The 17,199-nt window shown below is 64.7% G+C and carries 19 protein-coding genes; 11 read left to right on the top strand and 8 right to left on the bottom strand.

Annotated elements, in window-relative coordinates:
* Positions 1–39: 39 nt before the first annotated feature.
* On the bottom strand, positions 40–2,010 hold the full coding sequence (acs, locus tag ACTIFF_RS11180; protein WP_439536897.1) for an acetate--CoA ligase: 1,971 nt from the start codon (positions 2,008–2,010) through the stop codon (positions 40–42).
* Positions 2,011–2,226: 216 nt separating this feature from the next.
* Here acs and ACTIFF_RS11175 point away from each other — a divergent pair, with 216 nt between their 5' ends.
* The 5 genes from ACTIFF_RS11175 (at position 2,227) to ACTIFF_RS11155 (ending at position 7,314) form a co-directional block, all read left to right on the top strand.
* On the top strand, positions 2,227–2,751 hold the full coding sequence (locus ACTIFF_RS11175; protein WP_439536896.1) for a TIGR00645 family protein: 525 nt from the start codon (positions 2,227–2,229) through the stop codon (positions 2,749–2,751).
* 48 nt (positions 2,752–2,799) lie between these two features.
* Positions 2,800–4,335: a fumarate hydratase gene (locus ACTIFF_RS11170; RefSeq protein WP_439536895.1), complete on the top strand. Its 1,536-nt coding sequence runs from the start codon at positions 2,800–2,802 to the stop codon at positions 4,333–4,335.
* A gap of 182 nt (positions 4,336–4,517) precedes the next feature.
* Positions 4,518–5,711 carry a cation:proton antiporter gene (locus ACTIFF_RS11165; protein WP_439536894.1) on the top strand — a complete coding sequence of 398 codons (1,194 nt, stop codon included), beginning with the start codon at positions 4,518–4,520 and terminating at the stop codon, positions 5,709–5,711.
* Positions 5,711–6,829 carry a YbdK family carboxylate-amine ligase gene (locus ACTIFF_RS11160; protein WP_439536893.1) on the top strand — a complete coding sequence of 373 codons (1,119 nt, stop codon included), beginning with the start codon at positions 5,711–5,713 and terminating at the stop codon, positions 6,827–6,829. The genes ACTIFF_RS11165 and ACTIFF_RS11160 overlap by 1 nt, the downstream gene beginning before the upstream one ends.
* Complete coding sequence (locus tag ACTIFF_RS11155) at positions 6,826–7,314, top strand: DUF456 domain-containing protein (RefSeq protein ID WP_439536892.1); 489 nt, start codon at positions 6,826–6,828, stop codon at positions 7,312–7,314. Before ACTIFF_RS11160 ends, ACTIFF_RS11155 begins: the two co-directional genes overlap by 4 nt.
* 19 nt (positions 7,315–7,333) lie before the next feature.
* Here the strand turns inward: ACTIFF_RS11155 and ACTIFF_RS11150 are convergent, their stop codons facing one another.
* The 7 genes from ACTIFF_RS11150 to ACTIFF_RS11120 all read right to left on the bottom strand — a co-directional run bounded on the left by ACTIFF_RS11150 (position 7,334) and on the right by ACTIFF_RS11120 (position 11,472).
* On the bottom strand, positions 7,334–8,077 hold the full coding sequence (locus ACTIFF_RS11150; RefSeq protein WP_439536891.1) for a hypothetical protein: 744 nt from the start codon (positions 8,075–8,077) through the stop codon (positions 7,334–7,336).
* Positions 8,078–8,081: 4 nt separating this feature from the next.
* Positions 8,082–8,468 carry a type II secretion system protein gene (locus tag ACTIFF_RS11145; protein WP_257081697.1) on the bottom strand — a complete coding sequence of 129 codons (387 nt, stop codon included), beginning with the start codon at positions 8,466–8,468 and terminating at the stop codon, positions 8,082–8,084.
* On the bottom strand, positions 8,469–8,954 hold the full coding sequence (locus ACTIFF_RS11140) for a type II secretion system protein (RefSeq protein ID WP_439536890.1): 486 nt from the start codon (positions 8,952–8,954) through the stop codon (positions 8,469–8,471). It lies immediately after the preceding gene.
* 58 nt (positions 8,955–9,012) lie between these two features.
* Positions 9,013–9,255, bottom strand: a complete 243-nt coding sequence (locus ACTIFF_RS11135) for a hypothetical protein (RefSeq protein ID WP_439536889.1) — start codon at positions 9,253–9,255, stop codon at positions 9,013–9,015.
* Positions 9,256–9,379: 124 nt separating this feature from the next.
* A complete protein-coding gene (gene galE, locus ACTIFF_RS11130; RefSeq protein ID WP_439536888.1) occupies positions 9,380–10,396 on the bottom strand; it encodes a UDP-glucose 4-epimerase GalE in 1,017 nt (338 codons plus the stop codon).
* Between the two features lie 85 nt (positions 10,397–10,481).
* A complete protein-coding gene (locus ACTIFF_RS11125) occupies positions 10,482–10,961 on the bottom strand; it encodes an FKBP-type peptidyl-prolyl cis-trans isomerase (protein WP_069037435.1) in 480 nt (159 codons plus the stop codon).
* Complete coding sequence (locus tag ACTIFF_RS11120) at positions 10,927–11,472, bottom strand: peroxiredoxin (RefSeq protein WP_306475884.1); 546 nt, start codon at positions 11,470–11,472, stop codon at positions 10,927–10,929. Before ACTIFF_RS11120 ends, ACTIFF_RS11125 begins: the two co-directional genes overlap by 35 nt.
* A gap of 392 nt (positions 11,473–11,864) precedes the next feature.
* On the opposite strand from ACTIFF_RS11120, the gene ACTIFF_RS11115 reads away from it, so the two are divergent.
* From ACTIFF_RS11115 to ACTIFF_RS11090, 6 genes are all read left to right on the top strand, one after another.
* Complete coding sequence (locus ACTIFF_RS11115) at positions 11,865–12,356, top strand: FxDxF family PEP-CTERM protein (RefSeq protein WP_439536887.1); 492 nt, start codon at positions 11,865–11,867, stop codon at positions 12,354–12,356.
* A 355-nt stretch (positions 12,357–12,711) separates the two neighbouring features.
* The gene (gene lexA, locus ACTIFF_RS11110) at positions 12,712–13,320 is read left to right on the top strand and encodes a transcriptional repressor LexA (protein WP_439536886.1); all 609 of its coding nucleotides are present in this window, start codon (positions 12,712–12,714) and stop codon (positions 13,318–13,320) included.
* Positions 13,304–14,014 (top strand): translesion DNA synthesis-associated protein ImuA, encoded by a 711-nt coding sequence (imuA, locus tag ACTIFF_RS11105; RefSeq protein WP_439536885.1) that lies wholly within the window; start codon positions 13,304–13,306, stop codon positions 14,012–14,014. The genes lexA and imuA overlap by 17 nt, the downstream gene beginning before the upstream one ends.
* A 243-nt stretch (positions 14,015–14,257) precedes the next feature.
* Complete coding sequence (locus ACTIFF_RS11100) at positions 14,258–15,715, top strand: Y-family DNA polymerase (RefSeq protein ID WP_439536884.1); 1,458 nt, start codon at positions 14,258–14,260, stop codon at positions 15,713–15,715.
* Positions 15,716–15,753: 38 nt separating this feature from the next.
* Positions 15,754–16,236 (top strand): MOSC domain-containing protein, encoded by a 483-nt coding sequence (locus ACTIFF_RS11095; protein WP_439536883.1) that lies wholly within the window; start codon positions 15,754–15,756, stop codon positions 16,234–16,236.
* A gap of 300 nt (positions 16,237–16,536) precedes the next feature.
* Positions 16,537–17,199, top strand: a complete 663-nt coding sequence (locus tag ACTIFF_RS11090; protein ID WP_439536882.1) for a hypothetical protein — start codon at positions 16,537–16,539, stop codon at positions 17,197–17,199.

The raw sequence follows: 17,199 nt of genomic DNA, 5'->3' as shown, positions 1-17,199 counted from the left end.
CCGGGGGCCGGCGCATATGCGCCGCCCCCCGGCTTTCGATCAGAGGGCTTGCGCCAGCTGTTCGAGGATGGCCGGATTTTCCAGCGTCGAGGTGTCCTGCGTGATCTGCTCGCCCTTGGCGATCGAGCGCAGCAGGCGGCGCATGATCTTGCCCGAGCGGGTCTTCGGCAGGTTGTCACCGAAACGCAGATCCTTCGGCTTGGCGATCGGGCCGATCTCCTTGCCCACCCAGTTACGCAGTTCGGTGGCGATCTGCTTGGCTTCGTCGCCGGTCGGACGCGAACGCTTCAGCACGACGAAGGCGCAGATGGCTTCGCCGGTCAGATCGTCCGGCCGCCCGACCACGGCGGCTTCGGCCACCAGCGGGTGCGACACCAGCGCGGATTCGATTTCCATCGTGCCCATGCGGTGACCCGATACGTTCAGCACGTCGTCGATGCGGCCGGTGATCGTGAAGTAGCCGGTCTTGGCGTCGCGGATCGCACCGTCGCCCGCCAGGTAGTAACGCCCCTGGAAGTCGGCCGGGTAGTAGCTCTTCACGAAGCGGTCCGGATCGCCGTAGATCGTGCGGATCATCGACGGCCACGGCTTCTTGACCACCAGAATGCCGCCCTGCCCCCACGGAACGTCGTTGCCGGTTTCATCGACGACGGCGGCCTGGATGCCCGGGAAGGGCAGCGTGCACGAACCCGGCACCATCGGCGTGGCACCCGGCATCGGCGTGATCATGTGGCCGCCGGTTTCGGTCTGCCAGAAGGTATCGACAATCGGGCAGCGGCTGCCACCGACGTTCTCGTAGTACCACTCCCAGGCGGCCGGATTGATCGGCTCGCCGACCGAACCCAGGATGCGCAGGCTGCCAAGATCGTAGCTCTTCGGATGCACGGCCGCATTCGCGTCGGCAGACTTGATCAGCGAGCGGATGGCGGTCGGCGCGGTGTAGAACACACTCACCTTGTGGTCCTGGATCATCTTCCAGAAGCGGCCGGCGTCCGGGTAGGTGGGCACGCCTTCGAACACGATTTCGGTCGCACCGCACGCCAGCGGGCCGTAGGTGATGTAGGTGTGGCCGGTCACCCAGCCGATGTCGGCGGTGCACCAGAAGACATCGGACGGCTTGATGTCGAAGGTCCACTTCATCGTCAGGATGGCATGCAGCAGATAGCCGCCTGACGAATGCTGCACGCCCTTGGGCTTGCCGGTCGAACCGGAGGTGTAGAGCAGAAACAGCGGGTGTTCGGCATCGACCCACTCCGGCGCGCAGGTGGCAGCCTGGCCTTCGGTGATTTCGTGCAGCCACTCGTCGCGGCCGGCGACCATGTTGCAGGTGCCACCGGTGCGCTTGTAGACGATGACGGTCGAGCAGGCTTCGCAGCCACCCATGCCGAAAGCTTCGTCGACGATGGGCTTGAGCGGGATGTTCTTGCCGCCGCGGCACTGTTCGTCGGCGGTGATCAGCATGACCGCGCCGGCGTCGCTGATGCGGTCGCGCAGCGACTGCGCCGAAAAGCCGCCGAACACCACCGAGTGGGTGGCGCCGATGCGGGCGCAGGCCTGCATCGCCACGATGCCTTCGATCGACATCGGCATGTAGATGACGACCCGGTCACCCTTCTTCACGCCCTTGGCGCGCAGCGCATTGGCCAGCTTGCACACGCGCGCCAGCAGGTCGCTGTAGGTGACCCGGGTGACGGCGCCGCCGTCGGCTTCGAAAATGATGGCTGTCTTGTCGCCCAGACCGGCTTCGACGTTGCGGTCGAGACAGTTGTAGGACACGTTCAGCTTGCCGTCCTCGAACCACTTGAAGAACGGGCGGTTGTCCTCGTTCAGCGTGCGGGTAAAAGGCGTCTGCCAGCTCACGTGTTCGCGCGCCAGGCGCGCCCAGTAGCCTTCGTAGTCGCGTTCGGCTTCGGCACACAGCGCGCGATAGGCGTCCATGCCGGAGACGGCGGCGCCGTCGACCAGCGCCTGCGGGGGTTGATACACGTGAACTTCGGATGCTTCGGACATACGACCTCCTCCATCGAATCAAAAACTGCACGCTTGCGGGCTCACGCAGCAATGCAAGTACGGCCTTGTGGGCCGACGTCAGGCGCATGGATGCGCTCGAATACCTTTTATTACAGCCCGGAGGGCTTACAACGCCCTTACTGAACGCTGCCCGCCGGGACCGTCAGGTGCGGATGGTAATATCGCGCTCGATCTTTTGCCTGACTTGCCTCAAATATGCTGAATCTCGGACGCGTTCTAAAGAGCATGATCTTCGCCAGCCGCTGGTTGCAGGCGCCGCTCTACTTCGGTCTCATCGTGGCACAGGCCGTGTACGTCTACCTGTTCATGGTCGAGCTGTCGCACCTGATCCACAAGATCGGTGCGCTGAGCGAAAACGACATCATGCTCATCGTGCTGGGCCTGATCGACGTGGTGATGATCGCCAACCTGCTGATCATGGTCATCGTCGGCGGCTACGAAACCTTCGTGTCACGGCTCAATCTGGAAGACCACCCTGACCAGCCGGAATGGCTGTCGCACGTGAACGCCGGCGTGCTGAAGGTGAAGCTGGCCACTGCGCTGATCGGCATTTCGGCCATCCACCTGCTGAAAACCTTCATCAACGCCGACCAGCTGACCGACCGCGTCGTGCTGTGGCAGGTGGTGATCCACATGGTGTTCGTCGTGTCGGCACTCGCCATGGCCTACACCGACAAGCTGATGACGCAAACGCTGCTGCTGAACAAGCAGCATCACTGAGCGTCGTGACTGGCCGCCATCCGCGGCCGCTTCAAGAGGACCTTTTCCATGAGCCAGCCCATCCGTCAGGACGACTTCATCCAGTCAATCGCCGACGCCTTCCAGTTCATTTCCTGTTATCACCCGCTGGACTACATCCAGGCGCTGGGCGCAGCGTACGAACGGGAACAGTCGCCGGCGGCGAAGGACGCGATTGCGCAGATCCTGACCAATTCGCGCATGTGCGCCGAAGGTCGTCGCCCGATCTGCCAGGATACGGGGATCGCTGTCGTCTTCCTGAAGGTGGGCATGAACGTGCGCTGGGACGCCACGATGAACGTGACCGACATGGTCAACGAAGGCGTGCGCCGCGCCTATCTGCACCCGGACAACACGCTGCGCGCCTCGGTGCTGCTCGACCCGGCAGGCGCGCGCAAGAACACGAAGGACAACACGCCGGCGGTCATCCACTACGAAATCGTGCCGGGTGACCACGTCGAGGTGATCTGCGCCGCGAAGGGAGGCGGCTCGGAGAACAAGTCCAAGATGGTCATGCTGAACCCCTCCGATTCCATCGTGGACTGGGTACTCAAGACCGTGCCGACCATGGGCGCCGGCTGGTGCCCGCCGGGCATGCTGGGCATCGGCATCGGCGGCACGCCGGAGAAGGCCATGCTGCTGGCCAAGGAATCGCTGATGGAGCCGATCAATATCCAGTTCCTGGCAGAGAAGGCGGCGCGCGGCGAAAAGCTCACGCGGGTCGAAGAACTGCGGCTGGAACTGATGGAGAAGGTGAACGCGCTGGGCATCGGCGCCCAGGGCCTGGGCGGCCTGGCCACCGTGCTCGACGTAAAGATTCTCGACTATCCGACGCATGCCGCGTCGCTGCCGGTGGCGATGATTCCGAATTGTGCAGCCACCCGCCATGTGCATTTCCATCTCGATGGCTCCGGTCCGGCCGTGCTGGAAGCGCCGCGCCTGGAAGACTGGCCGGATGTGACCTGGCAGCCGGACACGAAGAATTCGAAGCGGGTCGACCTGAACACGCTGACGCCGGCGGAGGTCGCGTCGTGGAAGCCGGGCCAGACCCTGCTGCTGAACGGCAAAATGCTGACCGGCCGCGATGCCGCGCACAAGCGCATCGCCGACATGCTGGCGAAGGGCGAAAAGCTGCCGGTCGATTTCTCCAACCGCGTCATCTACTACGTTGGTCCGGTCGATCCGGTGCGCGACGAAGTGGTCGGCCCGGCCGGCCCGACGACGGCGACGCGCATGGACAAGTTCACCGAAATGATGCTTGCGCAGACCGGCCTGATCGCGATGGTCGGCAAGGCCGAGCGCGGTCCGGTCGCGATCGAGGCCATCCGCAAGCACAAGAGCGCCTACCTGATGGCGGTGGGCGGCGCCGCCTATCTGGTTTCGAAGGCGATCAAGGGTGCACGCGTGCTCGGTTTCGCGGACATGGGCATGGAAGCGATCTACGAGTTCGACGTGGTCGACATGCCGGTCACCGTGGCGGTGGATGCAGGCGGCACCTCGGTGCACGACACCGGGCCGAAGGAATGGCAGGCGCGGATCGGCAAGATTCCGGTCGCCACCGTGTGATACGGTTGCGCGTCCCGCAACGGATGTAACAGACCCTGTACCCCGGACCGGCGCTTGCCGGTACCGATAGACCAGAGGCCGCGCGCAGAGCGGCCCGACTCCCCCGAACACTCCGCCGCCGCACCTTGAAGGGTGCGGCTCCTTGCATGTGCGCGCATCACGCGCAATCAGGAGGGCGCGCCATGGTTTTTGAAGCCGGACGCATTTTCGAACTGGTCGGCTGGCCGGCGGTGCTGCTGATCGCGTGGCTGGCGGGCGAGCTGGCGCATCGCGGCCTGGGTGTGCCGCGGGTATGCGCCTACTCGCTGGCCGGCATCGTCAGCAGCGCACTGAACACCGTCCAGGCCGATGCGGAAACTACGGCCGCCTTGTCCTTCCTGGCCAATTTCGCGCTCGGCCTGTTCCTGTTCGAGCTGGGTCACCGCATCAATCTGCGCTGGCTGGTCAACAACCCGTGGCTGCTGGTCAGCGGTATTGCGGAATCGCTGCTGACCTTCTTCGTGGTGCGCGGCATCGCACTCGCCATGGGTCAGCCGGACGATATCGCCATGGTGCTGGGCGCGCTGTCGGTCGCGACTTCGCCCGCCGCGCTGGTGCGGGTGGTGAATGACCTGCGCTGTTCCGGTCAGGTGACCGAACGCGCGCTGCACCTGTGCGCGATCAACTGCCTGCTTTCGGTGCTGCTGATGAAAGGCGCCATCGGCTACTGGCAACTTCTGGCGTCGGGCAGCCTGGTCAATGCGCTGTGGAACAGTGCGGCCATCCTCGCGGTTTCGGTCGGCTGCGGCATCCTGATCGGCATTCCCCTGCCCTGGCTGCTGCGCCGGCTGCGCGCCGACGAACGCGGTGTGACGACGGTGTTCGCGCTGGCGGTCATGCTGGTGACGTTGCTGACCCAGGGCGTCAACGTGTCGCCGCTGCTCGCCGCATTGACGTTGGGTATCCTGATCCGCCGCCGCAAGCTGCTGCTGACGCCGGCGCAACGCAACTTCGGGGTGTTGGGCGATCTGCTGACGGTGTTCCTGTTCGTCTTCGTCGCAGGAATGGCAACCTGGCCCACCACGGCGACCGCGCTGGCGCTGGCGGTACTGATGTCCGCCGGGCGCATCGCCGCCAAGGTGGCGGCGACCGCTGCGTTCGCCCATGTCAGTGGCACCAGCACGCGCAAGGGGGCGCTGACCGGCTTCGCGCTGGCACCGTTGTCGACCTTTGCGCTGCTGCTGCTCGAATACAGTCGCAGTGCCGGCTTCGGTCTTGCCGAAGGTGCACTGTCGGCGATCGCCGGCATGGTCATCGTGATGGAGTTCGTCGGCCCGCTGTTTGCCCAGTGGGCGCTGATGCTGGCCGGCGAAACGCAGCATGAGGAGCGCGCCTGATGCCACTCGAAACCTTCCACGCCTCGTCGGCGCTCAGCATGGGCGTCGAACTGGAGCTGCAGCTGGTCGGCGAACATGATCGCGACCTCGCCTCGGCGGCCACCGACCTGCTCGAACTGGCGCAGCGGACCCGCTTTCCGGGTGACATCAAGCCGGAAATGACCGACTGCATGATCGAGGTGGCCACCGACATCCATGATCATCACGCCGGTCTGCTCAAGCAGCTCGAAGCGATGCGCGATGTGCTGCTTGCCGCGTCGGCCCGGCTGAATGTGTCGCTGTGCGGCGGTGGCACGCACCCCTTCCAGCACTGGACCGAGCGGCGCATCTTCTCGACGCCCCGCTTCCAGCACCTGTCGGGGCTGTACGGCTATCTGGCCAAGCAGTTCACCGTGTTCGGCCAGCATATACATATCGGCATGCCCGACGCCGACAGCGCGCTGCACGTGCTGCATGCGCTGAACCGCTATGTGCCGCACTTCATCGCGCTGTCGGCGTCGTCACCGTTCTCGCAGGGCAGCGACACGTTGTTCGATTCGGCCCGACTCAATTCCGTGTTCGCCTTCCCGCTCAGCGGCCGCGCACCCTTCGTGCTCGACTGGGCGCGCTTCGAGCGCGATTACTTCTCGAAGATGGAAGACACCGGCATCGTGCAAAGCATGAAGGATTTCTACTGGGACATCCGGCCCAAGCCGGAATACGGCACGATCGAGCTGCGCGTGTGCGACACGCCGCTGACCGTGGAGCGTGCCGCCGCGATTGCGGTCTATCTGCAGGCGCTGTGCTGCAGCATTCTGGCCGGCGACGAACCCGATCCACTGGAGGACGACTACCTCGTGTACACCTACAACCGCTTCCAGGCCTGCCGCTTCGGGCTGGATGGCCTGATGGTGCATCCGCGCAGCCACGCCGCGCTGCCGCTGCGGGACGACATCGCACAGACGCTCGAGCGCCTTGCCCCGGCAGCTGACGCCCTGGGCAGCCGCGCCGCGCTGGATTCCCTGCACCGCATGGTCAGGGGCGGCGGCAACGATGCCACCCGCCTGCGCGCAGTCCATGCCCGATCGCGCAACCTGCTGGCCGTGGTCGACGACGCCGTCGCGGCCTTCGCGCAATGAGCGCGACCGACGTGTTGTTGTGGCTGATTGCCGGCCTGCTGGTGCTGGTCGGGCTGGCCGGCGTCGTGCTGCCCGCCCTGCCCGGCATTCCGCTGGTGTTCGGCGGCCTGCTGATGGTGGCCTGGCTGGACGATTTCCAGCGCATCGGCGGCGTGACACTCGCCGTGCTCGGCGCCCTCGCCGCGCTGGCGTGGCTGATCGACTTCGCAGCCAGCGTGATCGGTGCCCAGCGGGTCGGCGCCAGTCCGCTGGCACTCGTCGGGGCAGCCATCGGGACCGTGGTCGGGTTGTTCGGCGGATTGATCGGACTGCTGTTTGCACCGCTGGCGGGCGCGGCGATCGGCGAATTCATCGCCCGTCGCGATGCACTTCAGGCGGCGCGCGTCGGGCTGGCCACCTGGCTGGGCATGTTGCTGGCCGCAGTCGCCAAGGTGGCCATCGCCTTCATGATGCTGGGCATCGCGCTGGCCGCCTGGCTGTTCTGATGCACCGAACGGGCGCCGGTCACTGGGGCCCGTCGCCGGCCGGTGCTGCGCCACCGCTGGTATAGATTTCCTGCAGCGAACGGCCGGGCGTGGCTGAGGGGCTGGCCGGGTCGGTCGGCGACCCTGCGTCGGACGAACCGCCTGCGGGCCCGCCCGTTCCGGTTCCACCCGCAGCGGCATTCGCCGCCGTGCCGCCGCTGGGCATCGGCACGAACAACCAGTCGGCATGGCGGCGCTCACCGGGCTTGCCACGCGCCACCGGCGCGGCGTTGAGCGCGGTGGGCGACACGACAGTACCCGGAGCCGGCGCGGCATTTTTCAGCGAGCTGGCGACCTTGTCGCCGGTGGCATCGACCCAGGCCGGCAGCAGCGTGATGCGGGCCGGTTGCTCCGACTTGCTGTACACCGCGCGGATCTGCCCGCCGCTGACGACCAGGCCCCAGTCCTGGCTGCGCGTCATCGGGTCGAAATAGAGCTTGCGCAGATGGCGCAGCGGCGTCGGCTGGCGCTTGTCTTCCAGCAGATCCTGCAGGGTGGCGGGATAGCTCTTGGGTTCGGCGGGCGACGCGTCGAAGTAGCGCTGCAACGCACGCGAAAATTCGCCGCCGATGAACAGCAGTTCGCGCTCGCGTTCGGTCTGCGCCAGCGTGCTCCACATCAGCGCGCTGCCGGCGCTGGCGATACCGAGGGCGGCGACGGCAAACAGCAGCAGCAGATAGGAAAACCCCCGCTGCGACGTCGACAGGCGCACGCGCCCGCTCATCGGCTCACAGCTCGGAAAAGGCCGTGCCGTCGCGCGACGTGCCTTCGGCCCCGCTCTTCAGGTCGGCCACGCCGCTGTCGGTCGCGGTGTCACGCGGCGGCACGACGATCCAGGTGTCGGCGCTGTCGGTCACCGGATCGAACGGCAACTTGCGCAGATACTGACGTTCGACCAGTTCCTGCAGGCTTTGCGGATATGCGCCGCGATCCCCGCGGAACTTGTCGATCGCATCGCGCGTGACCGCCAGCGTCTGCTTCAGCGTGGCTTCGCGCGAGCGGTCGAGATGTTCGAAGTAGCGCGGCGCGGCCAGCGTCAGCAGCACCGCGATGATGGCCATGACGACCAGCAGTTCGATCAGCGTGAAACCGCGTGAAAACAGGGGCTTGCGCATTCACCAGTTCCGGTAGGCAATGCCGTTCAGGCCGGTGCGGCCGGACAGCGAGAACACGTCGAAGACGTCGGCGCCCGGCGTCGGCTCGTCCGGCGGGCTGGCGTAGCTGCGCAGTCCCCAAGTCTGTTCCGCCGGCGTGCTCTTGTCGGTGTGAAAGGGGTCGCGCGGGATGCGGCGCAGGAAATAGATCTTGACGTCGTTCGGCTGCTTGACGTCCTTCACGCCGCTGACCAGCACATCGAGGCTGGGCGGGTAGCCGCTGGCACCGACCTTCTTTTCGATGCGGCCTTCGTCCCAGGCCTTGCGGTAGTCATCGAGCGCAGTACGGATCTGCCGCAGCGCGGTGCGCAGTTCGGATTCATCGGCACGCACGCGTGCCAGCTCCACCATCGGCATGGCCATGGTGGCGAGCACGCCGATGATGGCGATCACCACCATCAGCTCGATCAATGTGAAACCGCGGGAAAGACGTGAACAGCGAAGCATGAGCCGAGGTTAACACAGCCCCATCACGATGCCGTGACAGGTCCCGCGCAGGCAGGGCTCAACTCAGGTGGCTGCGCCAGGGCTGAGCGCCCTCGTGTTCGAGCATCCAGACGTAGCGCTGGGAACGCCACTCGCGCAGCGCATTGAGGGCGATGTCGAAGTCGCCGTACGAAAGCCGGTACAGCTGCTGCAGGTCGAAAGGTGCGTCGTGTTCGAGTGCGTCGAGCAACTGGCGGAAGATTTCCGCGCTGGATTCGTTGGCTGTGGCGTGGGCTTTTTCGAACACGGCTTGCAGGTGCATGAACGCTCTCCCGGGTCGATTGGGTGAATATGGCGAAACGGTTACAGCGCGATCTAACACGAAATTTCTGCGGACATCTATCGCGCCGCGACCCCGTTTTCGACCCGGATTCGGCAAAGCCTTGTCAGGCGTAGCCCTCCGGGTTGTTGCGCTGCCACTTCCAGGCATCGGCGCACATCTGCGCCAGATCCCGCGCTGCAACCCAGCCCAGAAGCCGGTTTGCAAGGCCGGGCTCGGCGTAGCACTGGGCGATGTCACCCGGCCTGCGCTCGACGATGTCGTACGGAACCGGCCGGCCACTGGCAACTTCGAAGGCATGCACCACGTCGAGCACGCTGTAGCCGCGTCCGGTACCCAGATTCACCGTCAGCAGGCCAGTCTGCTTCTTAAGGTAGTCAATGGCCCGCACATGGCCTTGCGCCAGATCAAGCACGTGGATGTAGTCGCGTACACCGGTGCCGTCGGGCGTCGGCCAGTCGCCGCCGAACACGCGCAACCGCGCCAGCTTGCCGACGGCCACCTGGCTCACGAAGGGCATCAGATTGTTGGGCAGGCCGTTCGGGTCTTCGCCGATCAGGCCGGATTCATGCGCGCCGACCGGGTTGAAGTAGCGCAGCAGCGCGATGCGCCACAAAGGATCGGCTGCACTGAGGTCGCGCAGCACGTGTTCGACCATCCACTTGGAACATCCGTAAGGGTTGGTCGGGCCGGTCGGAAAGTCCTCACGGATCGGCACCGATGCCGGATCGCCATAGACCGTGGCCGAGGACGAGAAGGCCAGCGTCTTCACGCCGGCTTCGGCCATCACCTCGCACAACGCCACGGTGCCGCTGACATTGTTGTCGTAGTACTCGAGCGGTTTGGCGACCGACTCGCCGACCGCCTTCAGGCCGGCGAAATGGATGACCGCGTCGATCGCGTGTGCCGAGAACACCGCCCGCAGCGCAGCGCGATCACGGACATCGGCCTGCACGAACGCCTCGACCGGGCGACCGGCAATCTGTCCGACGCGCCGCAGCGACTCGTACTTGCTGTTGCACAGGTTGTCGACCACGACCACATCGTGGCCGGCCGACATGAGTTCGATGCAGGTATGCGAGCCGATATAGCCCGCACCCCCGGTGACCAGCACGCGCGACATGAATGCTCCCGGAAAGGAAAACTGGAACTCCGTGACGGAGTCGGGGGGGAGACGGGCCGCGCAACGGCCGCCCGTCGGCGACGGATCAGTGCTGGTGACCGTGCTCGCCGTGCACGTGACCGTGCGTCAGCTCTTCCGCAGACGCCTTGCGGATTTCGGCCACGGTGCAGGAAAAAACCAGTGCGGTGCCGGCGAGCGGATGATTGCCGTCGATCACGATGCGGTCATCGGTGATGTCGGTGACGGTGTACAGACCTTCTTCTTCGCCATCCGGGCTGACGCGCTCGAACTGCATGCCGACTTCGATGTTTTCCGGGAAGTTCGAGCGCGACTCGATCTCCACCAGTTCTTCGTCGTATTCGCCGAATGCATCTTCCGGCTGCAGCTTGACGACCACTTCATAGCCGACGGCCTGGCCTTCGAGCGCTTCCTCGATCGGCTGGAAGATGCCGCCATAACCGCCATGCAGATAGGCGAGCGGCGCAGCACCCGAGTCGACCAGATTTCCGTCCGGATCGGTCACGCTGTATTTAAGAGTGACGACCGAGTCCTTGGTGATGAGCATTCCTGATTCCTTTCGTATGGAGTGCGCGCACGCATTCGAGGATTTCTCCTGCGTGCCCGCGCGGATTCACGCCGTATTGCGCGTAACGTATGACACCTTTCCGGTCGATGATGAAGGTCGAGCGGGTCATGCAGAAACGTGACCGGCCTTCGACCTCGCGTTCGCGCCACGCACCATAGCGCCGGCTGACCTCGGCGTCGACATCGGACAGCAACCTGAACGCCAGTCCGTGCTTGTCGCGGAATTCTGCATGAGTGAACAACTCATCGCGACTGATCCCCACGATGGTGCAGTCGCAGTTCCGGAAATGTTCTTCGAGATCGCTGAATTCGATCGCCTGGGCGGTGCATCCCGGCGTATCGTCCTTGATATAGAAATAGAGCACTGTCAGATGCCGCGCCATCTGTTCGCGCAGATCGAACAGTTCAAAATCGGCGTCCGGCAGCTCGAACAGCGGAGCGGGTTGTCCTGCATTCAGCATGCACACCTCCCAGCCGCGCACGGCGCGCATAACGGCTCCCGGATGATGCGGCGGATTCTACCAGCGCTATCCGCCGACAAGTCATGAAGGCGCTGTAAGAAAAGCCGACGCTGCTGTGCACAAAAAAGGGCATGAAGCACGGATCAAGCAAGGCACTGCACGATGGCCGATCCAGGAGCGAATGAGGAAAATAGTTTTATTTCATTAACTTGGGAAACAATCCCGGATACGGACTCTCGCCGGCCCCTGACGGCACGCCGCTTGCTTATCAACCTTCGGGATCGACCGCCTGTCACCCGAGGCAATCACAGAGAGTCCGGTTTCATGCAGTTGCAATTGAAAGCGGCTCAAATGGTTGTGTCAGACAGTCGTTCTTGCAAAAATTTACTTTGCGATCTGTCACTTTTTCGAAAGGCACGGAAATGAAGAAATCTCTACTGGCAGTAGCCGTAACTGGCCTGTTCGCCGTATCAGGCGCCCAGGCTGCAACAGACTGGGGTGTTCATGACACGCTGGAAGTTGCGATCCCGACCGTCGCATCAGGTCTTTTCTCGGAAATCTTCGAATTCTCGCTGACTTCGGTCAGTTCGCTGTCCACGTCTGCTTCCTCCATCGAATTCAGCCCGTTCCTGGGCATCACCGACGGTATCGTCTATCTGTACAAGGAAATGGGTGCCTCCGACACCTTCGTTTCCGCCTACGGCTTCAGCGAAACCTTCTTCACCGCCAACTCACTGGCTGCCGGCGACTACTACTACAAGGTGACCGGTATGGCTACGGGCTCCGGTGGTGGCGTGTTCTCGCTGGTGTCGACCACGGCACCGATCGCAGTCGTGCCGGAAGCCGATACCTACCTGATGATGCTTGCAGGCCTGGGCATGATCGGTCTGATGGCAAAGCGTCGCATGAGCTGATCGGCTTCAGCCGTTCAACAAGAAAGCACCTTCGGGTGCTTTTTTGTTGTCCGGGCAAGCCCCGAAAGTTCGCTGCAACGCAGCACTGTCAGAAACTTCGACGCGCGGGTGCATGACCTAAGTCGTAGGGCACAGACCGTCACAAAGTGCTGAAACCCTCCATATAAAATATAAAGTCTTTTTATTTCATTGACTTGAAACGAATTCTGTTTCGACAGAACCTCTTTCTGTGCCTCTGATCACAGATTTTGACGTGTAACAAATCTCGACATTCCGTTTTCCGCAGTGCAAAGCGCTTGCAGGTCGATCGATAACTGTATAAAAATACAGTCAACGAACACTCCTGTACCAAATCATGGTCTCAAGCGCCCTGACAGCCCGTCAGCAACAGATCCTGCAACTGATACGCGATGCCGTCAGCGAGCGCGGCAGCCCGCCCACCCGGGCGGAAATCGCGCAGGCCTTCGGCTTCCGTTCCCCCAATGCCGCAGAAAGCCATCTGCGTGCACTGGCACGCAAGGGTGTCATCAGTCTGGACGAAGGTCGTGCACGCGGCATCCGGCTGACCGAATCTCCCGGCATCCCGCTGATCGGCCGGGTGGCGGCAGGCAGTCCGATACTGGCCGATGCACATGTACAGGGTCGCTACCAGCTTGATCCGGCAATGTTTTCACCCCGCGCCGACTACCTGCTGCGGGTGCGTGGCCAGAGCATGCGTGACGCCGGCATCCTGGATGGCGACCTGCTCGCCATCCACGCCACGAACGAAGCGGTGAATGGCCAGATCATCGTTGCCCGCCTGAGCGAAGAAGTGACCGTGAAGCGTTTGAAACGGCTTGGCTCACGCGTTGAACTGCTGCCCGAAAACCCGGAGTTCCAGCCCATCGTGATCGATACGCAGCGCGATCCGCTGGTGATCGAGGGCGTGGTGGTGGGTCTGATCCGCAATGGCAGTCCGGTCTGACGCAATGACCACGCAAGCGTTCAGCCTCTTGCGGCACCCGTCCCTCTGGCGGGCCGGCGACGTGTCACCGAGTGTGCCGAACGGCATACCGACCGGTCACGCCATGCTGGATGCCGCTCTGCCCGGCCGAGGCTGGCCGATCGGCGAAATGACCGAACTGCTGACCGATTGCAGCGGCCACGGCGAACTGTCGCTGCTGATGCCTTTGCTGGCCGGAGCCGAAGCAGAGAGCCACTGGCGTATCTGGGTGGCGCCACCCCATCTGCCCGGCGTGTCTGCGCTGGCGGCAGCCGGCATACGGACCCGGCAATTGATCATGGTACGGGCAGACACGACGGGCGAGCGGGTGTGGGCAATCCGCCAGGCATTGCGTTCAGGCGTCTGTTCGGTGGTCGTCGGCTGGCTCGACCGTGTCGACAATGCATTGCTGCGACGGCTGCAGCTGGCGGTACGCGAAGCGGCGATTCCGCTGATCCTGTTCCGTCCGCTGCAGCAGGCACAGCACGCCTCGCCTGCGGTACTGCGACTGCAGTTGTCGGCTCGCGCAGCCGGCGTGCTGCGCATCGACATCCTGAAACGGCGAGGTGCGCCGGCGAACCAGCCGCTCTACCTGCAAGGCACACGTTTCGACGCGCCTCAGGCGGTGACAGTGGTGCGCCGTGCCACCCCACCCGCGCTGGCGCTGATCGCATGAAGCCCCTGACGCAAACGAACGTCGACAAATCATCCTGAAAACCCCGGTTGATCGGCGTCGTGGGCAGGGTTGGCGGGGAGTACGGCAAGGCGCGGGGACGCGACCGGGCGCCCCGCCAGCCGTGCACGCGGTGGCGAAGCGCTCCCATCTGCGGGGTGATGCTCCGGAATGCGACGGCAGTGTCGTTGGCGAAGACTTTCGATTCAATAACCTGGTGAGCGGTCAAATGAGGTTTTCAGGATCATGCGCTGGCTGGCACTCGTCTTTCCCGACTGGCCCCTGCAGGCCCTGTTCCGCAACCCTTCGCACACCCGTCCGCTGGCTGTGGTGCATCGGCAGCGCGTGTGTGCGCTGGACGCGACGGCACTGGCACAGGGCGTGCGCCCCGGACAGGGTGTGGCCGACGCACTGGCAATAGCCCCGGATCTGCTCGTACGACCGAAATCTCCCGAGGCCGAGCGCTCTGCACTGCGTGAAGCCGCGGGCTGTGCGCTGCGCTACACGCCGCGGGTCGTGCTGGAAGATGACGGCCTGCTGCTCGACATTGCCGGCAGCACGCGGCTGTTCGGCGGGCTGGACGCCCTGCTGCGCCATCTGCGCAGCGATCTGGCTGCGGCCGGCTTCCGGGCGCTGAGCGCCTGCGCCCCCACCCCACGCGCAGCCCGCTGGCTGGCGCGCGCCACGCCAGGTCAATGCGTCGCAGACGATGATCACGCCCTGGCCGAAGCACTGGCCGCCTTGCCACTGCGTGCGATGGAAGCCGATGCGTCCCTGCTCGCCCTGCTTGCCGGCAGCGGCCTGCGTACCGTGGGTGAAGTGATGAAGCTGCCGCGCGACGCCCTGGCGCGACGCGATGCCGCCGGACTGCGTCGCCTGCTCGACCAGGCGCTCGGTCAGCGACCTGATCCGCGGCCGTATTTCGAGGCACCACCGCAGATCGACAGCCGACTCGAACTGCCGGTGCCGCGACACGACAGCGACGTGCTGCTGTTCGCGGCCAACCGGCTGTTCAACGCCTGCTGCACGCAGCTGGCCGCCGTGCATGCCGGCATCGAAAGCTGTCGGCTCGAACTGGAACACGAACACCATCCGCCGACCGTGCTGACGCTGACACTGGGCACGCCGTCACGTGACGCCCATCGCATGGCACTGCTGACGCGCGAACACCTGGCACGGCTTGCCTTGCCCGAAGCCGTCGGCGCGCTGCGCCTGAAGGCTGCACACTGGATCGAACTGGCAGGGCGCAGCGAAGACCTGTTCGGTCCGCAGGCCCCCTCGCCCGCCCGGCGGCAGGAAGCCGGCAGGCTGCTGATCGAACACCTGCGCGCCCGGCTCGGACCGGACAGGGTGTACGCACTGTCCGCCTGCGCAGACCACCGGCCGGAACGGTCGCAGCAGCAGGTCGAGCCCGGTCCGGGCACGACCGTCGCTGCGCCAGGCGGCAGACGCCCGCTCTGGCTACTGCCCGAACCCCGGTTGCTGCAGACCCTCGGCAACCAGCCGTGGCGCGGCGGACCGCTCGAACTGGTCAGCGGCCCCGAACGCATCGAATCCGGCTGGTGGGACACCGATGGGGACGCCAGTCCGGGCGACGCGCTGCGCGACTATTTCGTCGCGCTGGGCACCGATCACGCTGAGTTGTGGATCTTCCGCGAACACCTGCCACCACACCGCTGGTATCTGCACGGGCTGTTCGCGTGAAGTAGCATCCGCCTGGATGACCGATATCGCGAGCGCACATGAATACCCTGGAATCATTGAAATCCACCTTCGCCCAGCCGGGCTGCGTGACCTGGATCGGGGTACGGCCGGCGCGGCTGAAGCCGCTCCAGCCGGTCGAATCGGTACAGGCCATCGAGGCACTCGGGCTGGAAGGCGACCATTACGCCAGCCCGGGCGGCAAGCGCCAGGTCACGCTGATACAGGCCGAACATCTGCAGACGGTGGCCGGCCTGCTCGGTACGGATGTCGTCAGCCCGGAACAAGTGCGACGCAACATCGTGGTCAGCGGCATCAATCTTCTGGCGCTGAAGGGCCGACGCTTCCAGCTGGGCGAAGCGCTGCTGGAATACACCGGAACCTGCGACCCCTGCTCGCGCATGGAAAGCAATCTGGGCCGTGGCGGCTACAACGCGATGCGCGGCCATGGCGGCATCACCGCGCGGGTGCTGCGCAGCGGTCGCGTCGGTCTGGGTGACGCTGTGCTTGCCGGCGACGAATGATCCTGAAAACCTCCGTTGATCGGCGCTGTGAGCGGGTTTGGCGGAGAGCACGGCAAGGCGCGAGGACGCGGCAGCATGGCGCCCTTCAAGGACGCGCAACGTCGTCGGGCGGCCCGCTGGCCGTGCCCGCGGCCCCGCAGATCTCATCCGAAAGGAGAAGCTCCGGAGAACCACAACCGACGCGACGGCCAGGGCTTTGAAGCGTATGGCAAGCGGTCAGCCGAGGTTTTCAGGATGAATGCGTCCGGCAGTCTGCCGCGCAGGCCATAATTCGCTCCAACACAACAGGGAGACAGCCGGATGGACAGACGACGCATGCTCACGCGCTTGCTGGTGGCCGGCAGTGCCGCCCCGCTGGCACTGGACACGCTGGTACGCGAGGCGCTGGCCCGCGACGACCGCCCCGGGCTGCGCGGCTTCCGTGGCAACGTGACGATCAACGGCGTGCCGGCGAAATTCGGCATGCCGGTACATCCGGGCGACACGGTGCGCACCGGCGCGGGGTCGGAAGCGATCTACGTGATAGGCCGCGACGCGTTCATGCAGCGTGGCAACTCGCATGTCGCCTTTGGCAGCGGCGTTGCCGCCGACCTGATGCGCGTCATCACCGGGCGCCTGCTGTCGGTGTTCGACCGCGGCCAGCGGCGCATCGCGACCCCGGCGGCCACGATCGGTATCCGGGGCACCGGCTGCTACATCGAAACGGCCGAGGACCAGACCTACTTCTGTCTGTGCTACGGCGAAGCGGTCATCGCGCGCAACGGTGATCCGGGGCAGACCGAAACCATCCAGACCCGCCATCACGACAAGCCGATGTGGCTGCGCGACAAGCCGGGTGGCGACATGATGTCGGCCGCCCGACTGATCAACCACACAGATGCGGAACTGACGCTGCTCGAAGGACTGGTCGGCCGCAAGCCGCCCTTCGTCGGGGTCGGCTGGCCACCGGGCGAAGGGTACTGA

The organism is Methyloversatilis sp., assembly GCF_051861465.1.
GTDB lineage: Bacteria > Pseudomonadota > Gammaproteobacteria > Burkholderiales > Rhodocyclaceae > Methyloversatilis.
The sequence above is the reverse complement of the archived record's forward strand: the minus strand, read 5'-3'. Positions and strand labels throughout refer to the sequence as shown.

Bases quoted from the DNA above. Each gene is read 5' to 3' on its own strand.
- ACTIFF_RS11155 (WP_439536892.1), top strand. From the start codon at position 6,826: ATGAGCGCGACCGACGTGTTGTTGTGGCTGATTGCCGGCCTGCTGGTG.
- ACTIFF_RS11160 (WP_439536893.1), top strand. From the start codon at position 5,711: ATGCCACTCGAAACCTTCCACGCCTCGTCGGCGCTCAGCATGGGCGTC.
- ACTIFF_RS11095 (WP_439536883.1), top strand. From the start codon at position 15,754: ATGAATACCCTGGAATCATTGAAATCCACCTTCGCCCAGCCGGGCTGC.
- ACTIFF_RS11090 (WP_439536882.1), top strand. From the start codon at position 16,537: ATGGACAGACGACGCATGCTCACGCGCTTGCTGGTGGCCGGCAGTGCC.
- ACTIFF_RS11115 (WP_439536887.1), top strand. From the start codon at position 11,865: ATGAAGAAATCTCTACTGGCAGTAGCCGTAACTGGCCTGTTCGCCGTA.
- ACTIFF_RS11135 (WP_439536889.1), bottom strand. From the start codon at position 9,255: ATGCACCTGCAAGCCGTGTTCGAAAAAGCCCACGCCACAGCCAACGAA.
- ACTIFF_RS11100 (WP_439536884.1), top strand. From the start codon at position 14,258: ATGCGCTGGCTGGCACTCGTCTTTCCCGACTGGCCCCTGCAGGCCCTG.
- ACTIFF_RS11170 (WP_439536895.1), top strand. From the start codon at position 2,800: ATGAGCCAGCCCATCCGTCAGGACGACTTCATCCAGTCAATCGCCGAC.
- imuA (WP_439536885.1), top strand. From the start codon at position 13,304: ATGGCAGTCCGGTCTGACGCAATGACCACGCAAGCGTTCAGCCTCTTG.
- ACTIFF_RS11145 (WP_257081697.1), bottom strand. From the start codon at position 8,468: ATGCGCAAGCCCCTGTTTTCACGCGGTTTCACGCTGATCGAACTGCTG.
- acs (WP_439536897.1), bottom strand. From the start codon at position 2,010: ATGTCCGAAGCATCCGAAGTTCACGTGTATCAACCCCCGCAGGCGCTG.
- ACTIFF_RS11120 (WP_306475884.1), bottom strand. From the start codon at position 11,472: ATGCGCGCCGTGCGCGGCTGGGAGGTGTGCATGCTGAATGCAGGACAA.
- galE (WP_439536888.1), bottom strand. From the start codon at position 10,396: ATGTCGCGCGTGCTGGTCACCGGGGGTGCGGGCTATATCGGCTCGCAT.
- ACTIFF_RS11165 (WP_439536894.1), top strand. From the start codon at position 4,518: ATGGTTTTTGAAGCCGGACGCATTTTCGAACTGGTCGGCTGGCCGGCG.
- ACTIFF_RS11150 (WP_439536891.1), bottom strand. From the start codon at position 8,077: ATGAGCGGGCGCGTGCGCCTGTCGACGTCGCAGCGGGGGTTTTCCTAT.
- ACTIFF_RS11140 (WP_439536890.1), bottom strand. From the start codon at position 8,954: ATGCTTCGCTGTTCACGTCTTTCCCGCGGTTTCACATTGATCGAGCTG.
- lexA (WP_439536886.1), top strand. From the start codon at position 12,712: ATGGTCTCAAGCGCCCTGACAGCCCGTCAGCAACAGATCCTGCAACTG.
- ACTIFF_RS11175 (WP_439536896.1), top strand. From the start codon at position 2,227: ATGCTGAATCTCGGACGCGTTCTAAAGAGCATGATCTTCGCCAGCCGC.
- ACTIFF_RS11125 (WP_069037435.1), bottom strand. From the start codon at position 10,961: ATGCTCATCACCAAGGACTCGGTCGTCACTCTTAAATACAGCGTGACC.